The sequence below is a fragment of the Defluviicoccus vanus genome (genome assembly GCF_014672695.1).
Lineage (GTDB): Bacteria > Pseudomonadota > Alphaproteobacteria > Rhodospirillales > Defluviicoccaceae > Defluviicoccus > Defluviicoccus vanus.
The window spans coordinates 2,691,017-2,706,778 of sequence record NZ_CP053923.1 but is presented as its reverse complement, the minus strand read 5'-3'; the positions used below and the strand labels follow the sequence as shown (position 1 = coordinate 2,706,778).

Annotated in this window: 13 protein-coding genes; 7 read left to right on the top strand and 6 right to left on the bottom strand. The window is 62.2% G+C overall.

Annotated features, from left to right (window positions below):
• The first annotated feature begins 128 nt into the window (after positions 1–128).
• The 5 genes from HQ394_RS12210 (at position 129) to HQ394_RS12185 (ending at position 6,074) form a co-directional block, all read left to right on the top strand.
• Positions 129–1,346: a paraquat-inducible protein A gene (locus HQ394_RS12210; RefSeq protein WP_190260487.1), complete on the top strand. Its 1,218-nt coding sequence runs from the start codon at positions 129–131 to the stop codon at positions 1,344–1,346.
• 63 nt (positions 1,347–1,409) lie between these two features.
• Positions 1,410–3,002 (top strand): PqiB family protein, encoded by a 1,593-nt coding sequence (locus HQ394_RS12200; RefSeq protein ID WP_317629040.1) that lies wholly within the window; start codon positions 1,410–1,412, stop codon positions 3,000–3,002.
• The gene (locus tag HQ394_RS12195) at positions 2,999–3,637 is read left to right on the top strand and encodes a PqiC family protein (protein ID WP_190260484.1); all 639 of its coding nucleotides are present in this window, start codon (positions 2,999–3,001) and stop codon (positions 3,635–3,637) included. The genes HQ394_RS12200 and HQ394_RS12195 overlap by 4 nt, the downstream gene beginning before the upstream one ends.
• Before the next feature lie 4 nt (positions 3,638–3,641).
• The gene (locus HQ394_RS12190; protein ID WP_190260483.1) at positions 3,642–5,759 is read left to right on the top strand and encodes a mechanosensitive ion channel family protein; all 2,118 of its coding nucleotides are present in this window, start codon (positions 3,642–3,644) and stop codon (positions 5,757–5,759) included.
• A gap of 24 nt (positions 5,760–5,783) precedes the next feature.
• Positions 5,784–6,074 carry a SelT/SelW/SelH family protein gene (locus HQ394_RS12185; protein WP_190260482.1) on the top strand — a complete coding sequence of 97 codons (291 nt, stop codon included), beginning with the start codon at positions 5,784–5,786 and terminating at the stop codon, positions 6,072–6,074.
• Between the two features lie 42 nt (positions 6,075–6,116).
• Here HQ394_RS12185 and HQ394_RS12180 read toward each other — a convergent pair whose 3' ends face one another.
• Positions 6,117–7,034, bottom strand: coding sequence for a TauD/TfdA dioxygenase family protein (locus HQ394_RS12180; RefSeq protein WP_190260481.1), 918 nt, complete (start codon positions 7,032–7,034; stop codon positions 6,117–6,119).
• Between the two features lie 699 nt (positions 7,035–7,733).
• The gene (locus HQ394_RS12170; RefSeq protein WP_456151600.1) at positions 7,734–8,402 is read right to left on the bottom strand and encodes a murein hydrolase activator EnvC family protein; all 669 of its coding nucleotides are present in this window, start codon (positions 8,400–8,402) and stop codon (positions 7,734–7,736) included.
• Positions 8,403–9,375: 973 nt separating this feature from the next.
• Here HQ394_RS12170 and HQ394_RS12165 point away from each other — a divergent pair.
• Positions 9,376–11,220, top strand: coding sequence for a galactose oxidase early set domain-containing protein (locus HQ394_RS12165; protein WP_190260478.1), 1,845 nt, complete (start codon positions 9,376–9,378; stop codon positions 11,218–11,220).
• A gap of 161 nt (positions 11,221–11,381) precedes the next feature.
• Here HQ394_RS12165 and HQ394_RS19965 read toward each other — a convergent pair whose 3' ends face one another.
• Both HQ394_RS19965 and HQ394_RS12155 read right to left on the bottom strand, forming a co-directional pair.
• A complete protein-coding gene (locus HQ394_RS19965; RefSeq protein ID WP_317628945.1) occupies positions 11,382–11,558 on the bottom strand; it encodes a CNNM domain-containing protein in 177 nt (58 codons plus the stop codon).
• Positions 11,559–11,662: 104 nt separating this feature from the next.
• Positions 11,663–12,250: an LOG family protein gene (locus HQ394_RS12155; RefSeq protein ID WP_190260477.1), complete on the bottom strand. Its 588-nt coding sequence runs from the start codon at positions 12,248–12,250 to the stop codon at positions 11,663–11,665.
• A 187-nt stretch (positions 12,251–12,437) separates the two neighbouring features.
• On the opposite strand from HQ394_RS12155, the gene HQ394_RS12150 reads away from it, so the two are divergent.
• Positions 12,438–12,884, top strand: a complete 447-nt coding sequence (locus HQ394_RS12150) for a c-type cytochrome (RefSeq protein ID WP_190260476.1) — start codon at positions 12,438–12,440, stop codon at positions 12,882–12,884.
• 90 nt (positions 12,885–12,974) lie between these two features.
• On the opposite strand, the gene HQ394_RS12145 is transcribed toward HQ394_RS12150, so the two are convergent.
• Both HQ394_RS12145 and ftsH read right to left on the bottom strand, forming a co-directional pair.
• On the bottom strand, positions 12,975–13,655 hold the full coding sequence (locus tag HQ394_RS12145; RefSeq protein WP_190260475.1) for a cytochrome b/b6 domain-containing protein: 681 nt from the start codon (positions 13,653–13,655) through the stop codon (positions 12,975–12,977).
• Between the two features lie 149 nt (positions 13,656–13,804).
• Positions 13,805–15,745 carry an ATP-dependent zinc metalloprotease FtsH gene (gene ftsH, locus HQ394_RS12140; RefSeq protein ID WP_190260474.1) on the bottom strand — a complete coding sequence of 647 codons (1,941 nt, stop codon included), beginning with the start codon at positions 15,743–15,745 and terminating at the stop codon, positions 13,805–13,807.
• Positions 15,746–15,762 lie beyond the last annotated feature (17 nt).

Genomic DNA, 15,762 nt, shown 5'->3' with positions numbered 1-15,762 from the left:
GCAGGGTTTAGTGCTGCGCCAGTACCCACGCACTGGATAGGGGCTTTTGCGTTCGTGTTTTCACTGCATGCCGCTGCAACAAAGCTGGCCGAGCGCGAGTCCGTGGGGTGGGTCGTCCGCTGCCACGAATGCGATCAACTGCAGGCGGTGCCGCCGTTGCCATCTGGTGCCACTGCCGTGTGTTCTCGCTGCGGGGAACGCTGTTTGCCTATAAGCCGGACGGCATGGAGCGCGCCTTTATCCTTTATCTCGCCGCGCTGATTTTCCTCATCATTGCCAACGCCTTTCCCTTCCTCACGCTCAAAGCGCAAGGGATGGTTCAGCCATCGCACCTGCTGTCGGGAGCGATCGACATCGCTCGCGACGGCATGCCGGAGGTGGGAATCGCCGTGGTGCTGTTCGTCATCGGCTTTCCGCTCGCGAAGATCCTCATCGGCCTCGCCGTTGTCGGCCCCCTAGCCTTTGGCCGCAGGATCGTCGGCGCCAACGCCCTCTACCGCCTGTACGAGCGACTACATCCGTGGGCGATGACCGAGATCTTTTTTCTCGGCGTTCTCGTCTCCTATACCAAGATCATCAACCTGGCCACGGTTGAAATCGGGCCGTCACTCTACGCATTTATGGCGCTTATTCTGACGATGCTCGCTGCCGATTCCGCCATCGACACCCACGACGTCTGGGAGCGGCTCCAGCCATCGCGGGCGAAGGCATTGCCGCCTGCCGAAGAGGCGGAGCAGTGGGTGGGCTGCCATACCTGCCAGTTGCTTTGCCACCTGCCGGCGGAGTCAGCGCACGCGAAAGCCAGCTGCCCCCGTTGCGGCTCGTCCCTGCATCGGCGCAAGCATGACAGCCTCAACCGAACCGGGGCGCTGCTGTTAACCGCGGTGCTCCTTTACATTCCGGCAAACGTGTATCCGGTGATGACCTTCGTTTCTCTCGGCTCCGGTGAACCATCGACGATCCTTGCCGGCGTCGAGGAGTTGATCGGGGCCGGGATGTGGCCGCTGGCCCTGATCGTCTTTGTGGCGAGCATCCTGGTGCCGATGCTAAAACTCATCAGCATGACCTATCTTGTCCTCTCCGTGCGCTTCGGCTCGCGCTGGCATCTGCGCGATCGGACCGTCATCTACAGGCTCAACGAACTGGTTGGCCGATGGTCGATGGTCGACGTCTTTGTCGTCACCCTGCTCGCCGCCTTGGTGCAGTTGGGCTCGCTCGCCAACATCGTGCCAGGTGCTGGCATCGTCGCGTTCGCCATGGTGGTGATGCTGACCATGACCGCAGCTTTAACTTTTGATCCCCGCCTCCTCTGGGACGCCGCAGGAGCCAACCATGAGCGCCGATAAGTCACCTCTGCCCGGCAGTGCTGCGACGNNGTCCCGGAAGCCCGCCTCCAGCAGCGGCGGCGGATCTCCATCGTCTGGCTGATCCCCATCATCGCCGCCATCGCCGGCGTATGGCTCGTCTACACCACCTTCAGCAACCGCGGCCCGCTGATCACCATTACCTTCCCCACCGCCTCCGGTATCGAGGCCGGCAAGACGAAGATCAAATATCGCTCGGTCGAACTGGGAACAGTGGAATCGCTGTCGCTGAGCGATGATCTGACGAAGGTCATTGTCACCGCGCGGATGGAGAAGAGCGTCCGCAGCGAGTTGCGCAGCGGCACGCAGTTCTGGGTCGAGAGCGCCCGCATTTCCGCCGCGGGGGTTTCCGGCCTATCGACGCTGCTGTCAGGCGTCTATATCGGCATGCGGCCCGGTCCCGGAGAGGAGCAGTTCCATTTTACCGGCCTGGAATCGCCCCCCTCTACCNAAGTGAACATTCCCGGCAAGAACTTCATTCTGCACGCATCCAGGCTCGGCTCTGTCTCGCAAGGCAGTTCGATCTACTTTCGCGGCATCGAGGTCGGCGGCATCCTCGGCTACAGCCTCGCCGAGGACGGCAAGGACGTAACGATGTATGCGTTCGTCCGCGCCCCCTACGACCAACTGGTGCGGCAAAGCAGCAACTTTTGGAACGCCAGCGGCATCGACGTCTCGCTCGGTGCCAGCGGCGTTTCGGTACGGACGGAATCGCTCGAATCGGTGCTCACCGGCGGCGTTGCGTTCGACACGCCGCTGGAGGAGACCGTCTCGGACGCGGCGGTTGACGGCGCCAGCTATACGCTGTTCGACTCCTTCGACGCGATCAGTCAGGCGAAATACACGGTCAAGATACCGTTCGTCCTCTTCTTTGAAGGTTCGGTCGCGGGGCTCGAGGTCGGCGCACCGGTGCTGAGCTTCGGCTTGAAGATGGGCGAGGTGACCAGCGTTCGCCTCGAAGTCGACCCGACGGCAACGAAGGTGAAGATTCCAGTGACGATCGCACTGGAGCCGCAGCGCTGGCTGCCGCCGGAGGCTGTGGAGCGCATGACCCATGCGATGCTCCAGGAACGGATGTCACTCTGGATCAAAAATGGCCTGCGGGCACAACTGCAGTCCGGCAACCTCCTCACCGGCCAACAGGTTATCGCCCTACAGGTGTTTCCCAAGGCGCCGCCGGCCGCGCTCACCTACGTCGATGGAAAGCCTGTCATACCGACCGTGCCGTCGGAAGTTGAAGCGCTCACCAACAAGGTCAGTGCCTTCCTTGACAAGCTGGACAAGGCGCCGATCACCGAACTGGTGACCGATGCGCGCAACACGGTGCAACAGGCGGGGAAAGTCATGGGATCGCCGGGGCTGCAGAAGGGGGTCGACGGGCTGAAGGACGTGGGGCCACTGCTCGACAGCCTGAAGCGCANNCCGCGGACTCGGCAAACTCTACTCGTCGACGACGCGCAGACGACGGTGCAATCGGCGAACGCCCTGCTCGGCCCCGATGCGCCGGTCCGCTATAATCTCGATCGGCTGCTGAAAGAGCTGACCAACACCGCTCGCTCGCTGCGGACGCTGGCCGACCTTCTCGAACGCAATCCCGATGCGCTCCTCCTCGGCAAACCGCTTCCGGAAAAGCCATGAACCGCATTCGCCGCCTGCTCCTCCCTGTCGTCGCCACTGTGCTGTGCACGTCACTGCTCGCGGCGTGCAGCAGTTCACCGCCGACCAACTTCTACACGCTGGCCAGTGGCGGTACTGACACCACTGCAGCATCCTCGCCGCGCCAGACGGCGAACGTCGTCGCCATCGGCCCGGTGAATCTGCCGGACTACCTGGACCGGCCGCAGATCGTCATCCGCACCAGCGCCTACGCCATGAGCCTGTCCAGCTTCGATCAGTGGGCTGGGCCGCTCACCGACATGCTGCCACGGGTCCTGGTGGAAGACATGGCGCAGCGGTCGCCAAGCGACCGGGTGGTTTCCTTTCCTGAAGTGAGCGGTCCGTCCTTCGACTACCGCATCGCCGTCAGCATCAACCGCTTCGATGTGGACACGAGCGGGTTGGCGACGCTGGTCGCCCATTGGCAGATTTACGGCCAGCAGGGTACGCAGGCGCTCCTGGTCACCGACGATACGTTGCGGCAACAGGCAACGAGCAGCAGCTACGAGGCCTATGTGGCGGCACTGAGCGCCACACTTGGCGATCTAAGCGACCGCATGATCGCAGGTCTTGGCGTAGTGCGTGGCGCGGCGCCGCGACCGGTCGCTTTGCAGTAAAGGTATGCATAGCGGGTACGGCGGCGGCAGTTGCTGGCGGCGGCGTATTCAGCTTGCGTTTGTCTTCACCCTGGTTGCTCTCGGCGCATGGGCAACAGCAGCAGCGGCAGCCGAGACAGCGGCAACGCCCTCGCCCGACACGGTGACGCTGGTGGTCAACAGCGTCCAGACCCTTCGCTATCGCCTGGGCGAGATCGTCGCGGCGCTGCCTGACCTGCCCTACGCACTGCTGTTCATCATCGACCTTCTCACCGACAACCGCTCCCCCCTTGTCATCGGCAAGCGCCTTGCCGGGCTCTTTGCCATCCTCACAGCCGCCGGGCTGGCAGAGTGGTCCTTCCGCGGTCTGTTTGGCGCCTTCGGCCCCGCCAGCCGCGCGCCGGTGTCGCCGAGCGAGTTTCGCCGGTTGGGAACCTTGATCCTGCGCGCCGTCATTCACCTTCTGGGTATCACCGTCTTCGCCCTGACGGCGTTGCTCGGCTACCTGGTGCTGCATCCAGGTGGACAACTGGTACAGCGCGCATTCTGGGGCATTCTGCTGGTCATCGTCGGCACCCGCATCGCATCCGTACTGGCACGGCTCGTTCTCGCTCCCCGTCGGGCCGATCTGCGGCTGCCGCCGATCGATAGCCGGACAGCGCGTGGCCTTGCCCGCTGGCTGGTCACGCTCGCCGCGATCATTTTGTTCACCACCGTGTTCGGCGAAGGCCTGCACCTCGCCGGTCTGCCTGAACCGCTGCTGGAATTGCTGGCCGCCACGCTGATTACTCTGGTCACCCTTTCGCTGCTGCTGTTCGTCTGTCTGCAGCGCCGTGCCATCGCCGCGCTGATCGGCCTGCCGACGGCTGTCGCTCGCAGTGCCGATGCCGGTCTTTCGGAACAGTTGCTGGCCAAATGGCACGTCTTCCTCGCCACGGCGCTGGCCGGGATGGGGCTCTATGCAATCATTTGCCGGCTGTTGACCCTGCAGTCACAGGCACCGCGCTTCCTGGGCACAGTCGGCGTCCTCATCGCTGTGCCGCTGGTGGACGGCCTGCTCCGGATGACCGTGCGCAACCTGCTGCCGCCGGTGTCGCCGCTCGTTGCCCAACCTGGCGCCCCCGCCCCCGCCGATGGCGATTACGCGCCAGTCATCATGCGCAACCTGCGCATGGTCCTGGCGGTCATCGTCGTCCTGGTTGTCGCCCGCCTGTGGGGCATCGACGTGGCGCTGCTCGCCGACAACAGCGTCGGCAGCCGGGCGGCGCAGGCAATATTGACGATCGGCCTGACGCTCGTTCTTGCCTTTGCCGCCTGGNGGGTGATCAAGACAGCGATCAACCGCAGGGTGCCACACGAGGAGATTGATCCGCTTGCCCAGGAAGATGCCGAAGGCGGTGGCGGGTTGTCACGGTTGGAGACGCTGCTGCCATTGTTGCGCAAATTCATCCTCGTCGTGCTGGTGGTGATGACGGTGATGATCTGTGTCTCGGCGCTGGGCTTGAATATCGGTCCGCTGCTGGCCGGTGCCGGCGTCGTCGGCATTGCCATCGGTTTTGGCGCCCAGGCGCTGGTGCGTGACATTGTTTCCGGCGTTTTCTTCCTGATTGACGACGCCTTTCGCACCGGCGAGTACATTGATGTGGGCTTGGCCAAGGGTAGCGTCGAAAAAATCTCCATCCGATCGCTCCGGTTGCGTCACCACCTGGGACAGATCAACACCATCCCCTTTGGTGAGATCAAGAACGTCACCAACTTCAGCCGCGACTGGGTGATCATGAAGCTCGAACTGCGGCTGCCCTTCGATACAGATCTGGAGCGGGTGCGCAAGCTGGTGAAAGGCGTCGGCCGCGACATGCTGGCCGACCCTGAGCTCGGTCCCAACTTCCTGCAACCGCTGAAATCGCAGGGGGTGCACCGGATGGATGATTCAGCATTCATCATCCGCGTCAAGTTCATGGCCAAGCCGGGTGAGCAGTTCATCCTCCGCCGCGAGGTGTACCGGCGGCTGCAGGAAGCGTTCTATGCCAACGGCCTCCGCTTCGCCCCGCGGCGCGTCATCGTCGACGGGCCGGCGGTCTTGAACGATGCAGCGGCGGCATCATTGGCGGCGGAGACGGGTGAGCCGGCGGCGAAAGGCTGAGACAACGGAACAGGCTGGCGCGCCATGCACACGGAGAAACCCATCGCCGAGATCGAATACTGCACCCAGTGCCGCTGGCTGCTGCGCGCCGCATGGATGGCGCAGGAACTGCTCGTAACTTTCGAGGAGGATCTCGGCGGGATCACGCTGATCCCCGGTCACGGCGGCGTGTTCACTGTCCGAAGCGGTGGGAAAACCATCTGGTCGCGGCGCGACGAAGGACGGTTTCCCGAAATGAAAGAACTCAAGCAGCGGCTGCGTGATTGCATCGCCCCTGGCCGGCCACTCGGGCATTCCGACCAGACGGCCGACTGAGACCGGGCAGCATGCGGTCAGCCGGCCGCGAGCGGCGCGGGACTAATGGGCGAGCAAGGATGCCTGATAGGAGGCGGGGTCGCCTGCCACCGTGGTGCGGTGCATCCGCCGGACGAAACGACTGCCATCGAACTCGGTGCCCTTGTGATTGACGGCGAGGTTGTTCCAGAACAGCAGATCGCCTGCGCGCCACTTGTGCGCGTAGACCAGGTCCTCGCGCCGGCTGTGCGTAATGAGCAGGTCCATCAGGTCGCGCCCTTCGTCCTCCGGCATCTCGACGATGCGGGTGGCGTAACCGGGATTGATGTAGAGCGCCTTCCGTCCGCTCAGCGGGCTGCGACGCACCAGGGGGTGTACGACGTCGGGATAGAGCGCGCGGCGGCTGTCGGTGAGCTCCGGCTGGGTTGCGTCACGCAGGCGCAATTCCTCGTAGTATTCGGAGAAGCTGTGGACGGCATGCAGATGCTCGATCCGCTGGCGGACGTCGGCCGGCAGTGTCTCGTAGGCGAGATACATGTTGGCGAACAGCGTATCCGCACCCTCGGGCGGGCACTCGACGCCATAGAGCAGTGAACCCAAAGCCGGATTCGGCAGGAACGACTGGTCCGAGTGCCACAAGCGGCCGACACTGGGATCGCTCACCGCGCGGNNGCCGTTCTCGACGACATTGCCGATGACGTAGATGAACGGTTTGCCTGGCATCTGATATTGCTTCTGCGCCACTTCCTGCAGCGGCCCGAAGCGGCGGCTGAAGGCGATCTGCGTATCAGCGTCGATATCCTGGTGACGAAAGACAACGACGCCGTGGTCGTCCACCAAGCGGCGCAGGGTGGCAATGGTCGCATCATCCACCGGCCGGGAGACGTCCAACCCACGCACCTCGATCCCCAGGGCAGGCGAAAGCGCGTGGGTCACAAGGGCAGAGGTGCGGGACACAACAGGCTCAGCAATAAGCGACATGGCGGTGCTCCGGCAACATTGAACCAATTTGCAACGTCGCCTAAACCTGGGCTGTGACCCTGCAACCGGTCAATCCCGTCAGGTGAGATGGGCGTTCAAAAATCACTGCAATATGTGACACGGCCGAAATCACACCCGCAGCCGGCCAACACCACCCATCACTTGAGGATGCGCTCGATCTACTGGTCCGGGAGCATGTCGATGCCGGGAAAGATATCGATATGGGCCGCCCGCTCACCGACGTGAAGCACAGCAGCGAGNNTGACAGGCAGACCAGCGCTGCGAAGAGCAGCATGACGATCAAATTGGCTGCGGTCCACAGGGGCCGCAGCGTCCGTTCCCAGGCAATCCGACGCGGCGACCGGCGTTCACGTCCGGCGAGCAGAACGAGGTAGAACGAGCGCGAGCCGAGGGGGATGGACACCCGGATATCGACGCGATGCGCTCCCCGTGTTCGCGAACCGAATGCGCGCTTGATGGCGTCAAGCTGACCATCGCTGAACGACTGCACCATGTTGGCGGGAATGCGCGCGTAGAAGCGGCGCAGGAAGGGATCCTTTTCGATGGCCGCCATTGCCTACCTCGTCGTCGCTGCCATGGGGCGACCGGCTCGCGCCCGACACTGATTGTCGCCGACGCGTGCTTAATATTCGGTAAGCTAGATCACTCTGCCGCGATGACCGCGTCGAGCTGCCGTGATCAGGCGGCGCTGCGACGAAGATAGCGGACCGGATCGACGGCCCGCTTGCCTTTGCGCATTTCGAAGTGCAGTTGCGGCGAGCCGACGTTGCCGGTGGAGCCGACCCGGCCGATGACCTGCCCCTTGCTCACCCGCTCCCCCTTGCTCACCAGCAACTCTTCGGCGTGCGCATAGGCGGTTACCCAGCCGTCTGAGTGCTTGATCAGCAGCATGTTGCCGAAGCCGCGCAACTCATTGCCGGCGTAAGCGACGACGCCGCTTTCGGCGGCCCGGATCGGTGCCCCGCGCGCGGCGGCAATGTTGATGCCGTCATTGAACAGACCGTTGCCCTTCGGTCCGAAATCCGAAATCACCTCGCCGCTCACCGGCCAGATGAAGCCTTCCTCCTCGACAGCCNNTGGGGGCGACCGGCGGGCGCGGCGGGGGTACCACGGCAGCCGTTTCCGAGCTGCCGTCACCCCCGGGTGCTGATGATGCGGCAGGCGCCTTCGTTGCTCACCGCCGGCGCCCAGCTCGCTGGCGCTGGTGGCGGAACCCTCCGCAGCGCTTGCGGCAGCGGCGATCTGGGCTTCGGACGGAGGAAGCGTCAGCTGTTGGCCTGGAACCACGGTAAAAGGCGGGGCAAGTCCATTGCTCGTTGCCAGCGTGTAGGCATCGATCCCGTACATGGTCGCGATCAGATAGATGTCCTCGCCGCTCTTGACCACATGCGTCGCCGGTCGCGGCTTGTTGCGCAAATCGGGGACGGCTGGCTGCGACTCCGTGGCTGGCCGCGCCGTGATCACAGGGCGAGGGGGACGGGGAACGGGCAAGGGGAAGTGCGGCGGCGCCGCTACACCGGTCGTCTCCGGTTCGGTCGACGGTGCGCTAACGTCGCCTGGCGTTTCGCACGCTGCGACGGCGATGCACAGGCTTGCCATCACCAACAGCCTCGCGGCGCGGCCACGCTGAGTTCGAAGAGGATTCTGCATGGGCAGTGATTATGGCCGAGCCATCGTCAGTTCGCAATCCACGCTGCGCTGTCCTGCCGGCACTGCCTGAATTCTACTATGACGTGAGTGAGACGCAGCTCACATACATCCCATATCACTAATTCTTAAGATGCAATTTCAACGGGCCTTACGGCATAATAGGTCGCGTTTGCCATAGCTGGGACACACTGTAAACATGATTCAACGTTTGACCGCCCCTTTGTGGCAAAAAATGGCCGCCGTGCGCACGGATATACTATTTTTACGGGCATATCTCTGGCAACTGCCTTGCGTAACCTTCTATTTTTTGTGGGAACCAGCGCTACCTATTGGGGAACAAAGCGGTGCATTGAAATGGTGCGCATCATCTCGCGCCAATCCCGGCTTGAACAGGCGACGGCCACTCCGGCGCACGGCGAGTCGGTTTTACGACCACCATACCGCCTCCCTGGCCTAGGACGTACAGTTGCGACGAGCGATGAATGAGGTCCCCGCTTTTACTTACACACAGCGAACAAACTTTACATTGCAGCAAAGGAGAACAATCGCGCAAACATATGAGGACGACTAAACGAAGAATAAAAATGAATACTCGTGTTATCAGGTCAAATAAGTATGGAGCATACGCTCTTTACTTTCGATTTTATGCCAAGGGGAGAGTCAAAAGCACATGCGGACACCAAACAACCTGATGCTTGCATTATGTTTTTGCTTAGCAAGCTTTGTCGGCGCTGCCGCCCAGGCAGCGGATGACGAGGCGATGCACGGCCAAAGCGAGCGGGAACGGACGGCGCCTATCGACTGGGGATACGGGCCAGGCGTCAAGCCTAGTCAGGCGACGAAGACACCGACCGGCAGTAAGGCCAAATCGGACACGTCGACGGCGACAGGGTCCACGCAGCAGGGGGAAATAACGATGGCTGGCTTGATTCGCAGCACAGTTAGGCACTCGTGGTGTGTCGCCCGGCTGCGCTTTGCCGCTCTCGCCGCCGCCGCGCTCGCGTCAGGAGTTCTTGGCTCCATCGCGGTACAAGCGCAAGCCGCCACCCCCACCGGCGCGGCAAATGCCAACGTCACCGGCAAATTCGGCGATCCCGTACCCTGGACAATTAACGGCCTGCACGAAGTTCTGCTGCCGTCAGGCAAGGTCCTGAGCTATGGGACCAATCAATTAGGTCAGCAGGGTGCACAGTTTAACTATGACGTGTGGGATCCATCCCTCGGAACCGGCCTCGACGCCCATTTGCTGCTGCCCAATACGACCGCTGTCGATATTTTCTGCAGTGGCCAGGCCATCATCCCCTCGAACGGCAATGTCCTGATCACCGGCGGTGATCAGACCATCGGCACCCAGCGCAATTACTCGACGAACCAGACAGAAATTTTCGCCGAAAAAACGACACTGTCCAATACGCCGACCCTGCAGCCGGAAACGGCGATGACGTATGCCCGTTGGTATCCGTCGCTGGTAACGATGCCGAATGGAACGATGGTTGCGATCGGCGGTCGTTCGGATCAGTTTCCCAACGCGCCTGTCTCAATTCCTGAAGTATACACGCCGGGGAGCGGCTGGAAGTTGCTGCCCGGAATCAACCCGACCAACATATTCGCCGGAGTCTGGTACTATCCGCGGACATTTGTTGCACCCAACGGACAGATTTTCCTCCTCTCCATTGACGGTGCCATGTTCTACATGGGCACGACCGGACAAGGCACCTTCAACCTAATCTCCCTCCCCAGAACCCTGAAGGCCAACAACCAGTTGCCAACTGTGATGTATGCGCCTGGCATGGTTCTTTCGTTGCGCTTCGACCACAAGGTCGTGCTCATCGACCTGAACGCTACACCAAAGCCAGTCGTCCAACAGGTCGGCGACATCGACCAGGATCGTTTCTGGTCGACGCTGACGGTGATGGCGGACGGAAAAGTCCTGCTGACCGGTGGTTCCGCCGTTGCGAATACCCTCACCGGCGTCGCCTATTCCGCGCTCATCTGGGATCCGGCAACCGGCCAGTGGACCACGGGCGCCAGCGCCAAAAAGGCACGCCTCTATCACTCCATCGCCCTGCTGATGCCCGACGCCACCGTGCTTACAGGTGCTGGCGGTGCGCCAGGCCCCGTCAACAATCTGAACGCGGAGATCTATTATCCGCCTTATCTCTACAAGAAAGATGGCTCGGGGCAACCCGCACCGCGGCCTACTTTCGCCACCAACTGGGACGCTGCCAAACTCGGCCAAGCCAAAGGCATGGCGGTCGGCCTTCGTGGCGGCCAATTGCTTGACACGGTCAGCCGCGTCACTCTCGTGCGGCTGGGTTCGATAACCCATACCCACAACTCCGAACAGCGGTTTCTCGATGTGAGCTTTTCACGTTCGAATACCGTATCTGGAAGGGACTATCAGCTCACCATGCCGAGCGATCCCAACCGGGCGATACCGGGGTATTACATGCTGTTCGTCTTCAACCAAGACGGCGTACCTTCCATCGCGAAGATCGTTCGCTTGACCACCTAATCGCGTACAGCGCGCGCAGCGATCGCTTAACGCTGGCTATTGTTGCGCGCTCTTTCTGCCTTCCTTAGATCCAAGCTGAAAAAGATTGATTGATTTCAGTGGGTTGCGATTCTGTCAGGCTACGAGCAAGACGAGAGTCACGAAGACGCCATGGACTGAAATCACTCGGCCGGCTGCCGCGCCGGTGGGACGTCGAGCGCGCCGCACCTGCCCTTCTGTGCCCACTGCTGCAGCCGGGCCCGCCGGGAGGAAACCACTGCCAGTTCCGACATGGCGAGAAAGCCATTCAGCGCCACCAGCAACAGAATTACGAGGAGCTCCCAGGCGATGTCAGTCATGAGCAGGAGAACAAGTGCAGTGGCAACCCCCGTTCGCTCCGAGCTAGCCCCAGGAATGACGCCGCAGTCATGCGCATAGCGCCGCTAACCCTGCCGTTGCCTGACTAGAGCTGGCTGGTCAGGATTTCTTCACGCGTCTGCTGGTGGGTAACCGGTAACTCGTCGAACACGGCTTCTGGGGTGGTAACGAAGGTAACGAGTTCGCGGACGCTCGCATGAGCAAATTCGCCGGTGATGGTCGCATCGATCAGCGCCTTCAACGGCTCCCAGTAGCCGTTCACGTCGAGGACGACGATTGGCGCATCGTGCAGCTTGATCTGCTTCCAGGTGACGATTTCAAAGGTTTCGTCGAGAGTGCCGAGACCGCCCGGCAGGATTACGAAGGCATCGGCCATCTCGAACATCCGTCGCTTGCGGTCATGCATGCTGGTGGTGACGATCAGATCAGTCAACCGCCGATGCCCCACCTCGCGGCGAATGAGAAAATCGGGAATGATGCCGATCACCTCGCCACCCGCGGCCAGCACCGAGTCGGCCAGGATTCCCATCAGGCCTATGGACCCACCGCCGTAGACCAAGCGGACGCCCCGGCGCGCCATCAGATGGCCGAGACGAACCGTTGCCTCGCGAAACGCCGGATCGCCGCCATCGCGGGACCCGCAGAGCACACAAAGCGAGAGCATATTGGTCATTCTTCCTCCACCAGCCGGAGGCCCCGCCTCCACACGCGCACTCCCATGTTTAGCGTGAGCATACGGCATCGACATGGCAAGCGATACCCAAAGCGTCTACACCTTTTCTTGAATTGCACAAACGCTGCGTCAGCGTTTATCTCTCGCTACGCTTTTCTTCCTGCCCGATTCTCCGAGGAGTTTTCCTATGTCCGTTTTCCATCATCACTTCGGCGCCGCTAGCGTCGCCGCCTTCTCTCTGTTCGTGGCCTCCGCTGCGCTGGCAAAGGAACCCATTGTCGAGTATCGCGAGGGCGTGATGGAGGCGATCGGCGGCCATACCAGCGCCTTGAAGCAGTTGATCACTGGCAAGGTTGACTTCAGCGACGACGCGAAGGTGCATGTTCTAGGGATCGCGGCACTTTCCAAGCTCGTCGACCACCTGTTTCCGGCCGGTTCCAACAAGGGCGAAACCGAGGCGTTGCCGGCGATCTGGGAAAAGCCGACTGACTTCAAGAAGGCGGTCGAGGCATTCCAGTTGGCCGCTGCCGAGTTGGCGAAGCAGGCGGACGCGTCGCCTGCGGCCATGGCTCCCGCCTTCGGGGCAATGGTCAAGACCTGCAAGGGCTGCCACGACGACTTCAAGAAGAAGTAATCGGTCGATCGACACGCCGTCGCCGCCCGGCGACGGCGGCATCGGCTACAGCCACAGCGGTGAGTGCGGTGACGCGGGGCGGATACTGCATCATGACACGAGTGCCCAGACCGCCGCCGCAGCGATGACAAAAATGAGCAGCGCCAGCAGCGGATTGGCAAAGCTGGTTTCGCCGCCGACCACCCCGGTCGACTCCTTGCAACCGGTCAGCATCGGCCGTACCAGGTTTTCCCGCTGCACCAGCCAGTAAAAGGTGATCGCGGCCAAGTGCACGCCGATCAGGATGTAGAGCACATTGGCGTTGACCTCATGCACCGCGGTCAACAGGTTACTCGCCNNGCCCTTGCCCACCCGCGACGCCAACGGTCCTTCGGTGAGAATGTCGTCGTTGGCAAACAGGCCGGTGACCGCCTGCAGCAGCAGGCTGGTGAGCAGGGCCATCACCGACCAACCGCCGAGCGGATTGTGGCCGAGGGTCGGCCGGTGTGTGCCGGTCAGCAGTTCGCGGGCATAGCCGATCACCCGCCCTGGACCGGCGACAAAATCGCTGAACCGCGAGTGGCGACTACCGACGAACCCNCAGCCGATACGGAACACCACCAGGGCCAGAATGACGTAGCCGGCCAGCATGTGCACATCCATGCCTTGTACGCCGCCCACATTTCCGGTGATCAGGCTGACAGTGACGAGAAGGACCAGGAGCCAGTGAAACAGGCGGGTCGGCACATCCCAAACGGAAACGCGAGCCGGTCCATCATCAGAGCGTGGCATCAATCCCTCCCCGTACCGTGACGACGGTGCGCCGGCGGCGACCGTTAAGCATTTTCATGCAAAACGACGCCGCCCGAACCACATCGATTTAACCACATTGACTTCAAGCCAGGGTCCTTGCCAGGTCCTTGGTCTCCACGGCGGCCAGTTCAGTTCCCCGGTTGCAGACCAGAGAGGTTACCACCGGACGAAGCACCCGGCCGCTTCGTCGACAGGCCGCCCGTCGGGACCGAAGTCCGTCGTGGCGTCCCCGGCCGCTCGGTTCCCGGATCATTGGGGTCGGAACGTTCGATCGGCTCGTCCCGCAGGACCCGGTAGACATCGTCGCCGGAAAGTGACTCATATTCGAGCAACGCCGCCGACACCTTATGCAGATCTTCCAAATGCTCGCTGAGTACCCCCCGCGCGCGCCCTTCTGCCTCCTCGACGATCCGCCGAACCTCGGCGTCGATCAGCCGGGCGGTATCCTCGGAGATATTGCGCGTGCGGGTGATCGAACGGCCGAGAAAGATCTCTTCCTCGTTTTCGGAATAGCGGAGCCGCCCGAGGCTGTCGCTCATGCCCCACTCGGTCACCATCCGCCGCCCCATGTCGGTTGCCTGCTGGATGTCGTTCGATGCTCCGGTGGTCACGTTCGAGTCGCCGAAAATCAGCTGCTCAGCCACTCGGCCTCCGAACATCATCGCCAGGCGCGCCTCGATCTCCCGCTTCTTGAAGGTGTAACGGTCGCGCTCGGGCAGGTTCATCGTCACCCCCAGTGCCCGACCACGGGGAATGATCGTCACCTTGTGCAGCGGATCGTTACCCGGCACGAACAGGCCCACCAGCGCATGCCCGGCCTCGTGATAGGCGGTCAGCCGCTTCTCATGCTCGGTCATGACCATTGACCGGCGCTCGGTACCCATCAGCACCTTATCCTTGGCCGACTCGAAATCCATCATCGTCACCAGGCGCTTATTGGCGCGCGCGGCAAGAAGAGCCGCCTCATTGACCAAGTTCGCCAGATCGGCGCCGGAGAATCCCGGGCTCCCACGCGCAATCACCCGCGGATCCACGTCCGGCGAGACTGGAATCTTCCGCATGTGCACCTTGAGGATTTGCTCGCGACCGAGGATGTCTGGATTGGGGACTACCACTTGGCGGTCGAAGCGACCGGGACGCAGTAATGCCGGGTCAAGCACGTCCGGCCGGTTGGTGGCGGCGATCAGGATCACGCCTTCGTTGGATTCAAAACCGTCCATCTCCACCAGCAGCTGGTTGAGCGTCTGCTCGCGCTCGTCATGACCGCCGCCGAGCCCGGTACCGCGATGCCGGCCGACGGCATCGATCTCGTCAATGAATACGATGCACGGCGCGTTACGCTTCGCCTGCTCAAACATATCGCGCACCCGCGACGCGCCGACGCCGACGAACATCTCGACGAAGTCCGAGCCAGAGATGGTGAAGAAAGGAACGTTGGCCTCACCGGCGATGGCGCGAGCGAGCAGCGTTTTGCCGGTACCCGGAGGGCCGACGAGCAGGCAGCCCTTGGGAATGCGTCCGCCCAGCCGCTGGAACTTCTGCGGATCCTTGAGGAATTCAACGATTTCCTCAAGTTCAAGCTTGGCTTCGTCGATGCCGGCAACGTCGGTAAACGTCACCCGCCGCTGATCCTGCTGCAGCAGGCGCGCCCGGCTCTTGCCAAAACCGAGGACGCCGCCCGGCCCACCTTGCATCCGGCGCATGAAATAGACCCAGACGCCGATCAACAGCAGGACAGGGAACGAAGAGATAAGTAGCGACATCAGGAAGCTGGGCTGCTGCGGCGGCGAAGCCTGAATGCGCACGCCCTTGTTGAGCAGCGGCCCGACCACGTCGGCGCCCTCGGGGGCGAAACTGCGAAAGCTCAGGCCGTCCTGCAGTGTACCGACCACTTCCTGGCCGCGGATCGTCGCCGACTTGACCTGGCCGGAATCGACGCTGGCGAGAAAATCCGAGTAAGCCAGCTGGTTGTCGGGCGGCCGCCCGTTGCTGCCCTGCATCTGACTGAACAGGGCAACCACCACCAGTCCGATCGCGATCCAGAGGATCACATTGCCTTTAATCTTCATCTCTCACCGTTTTCCAG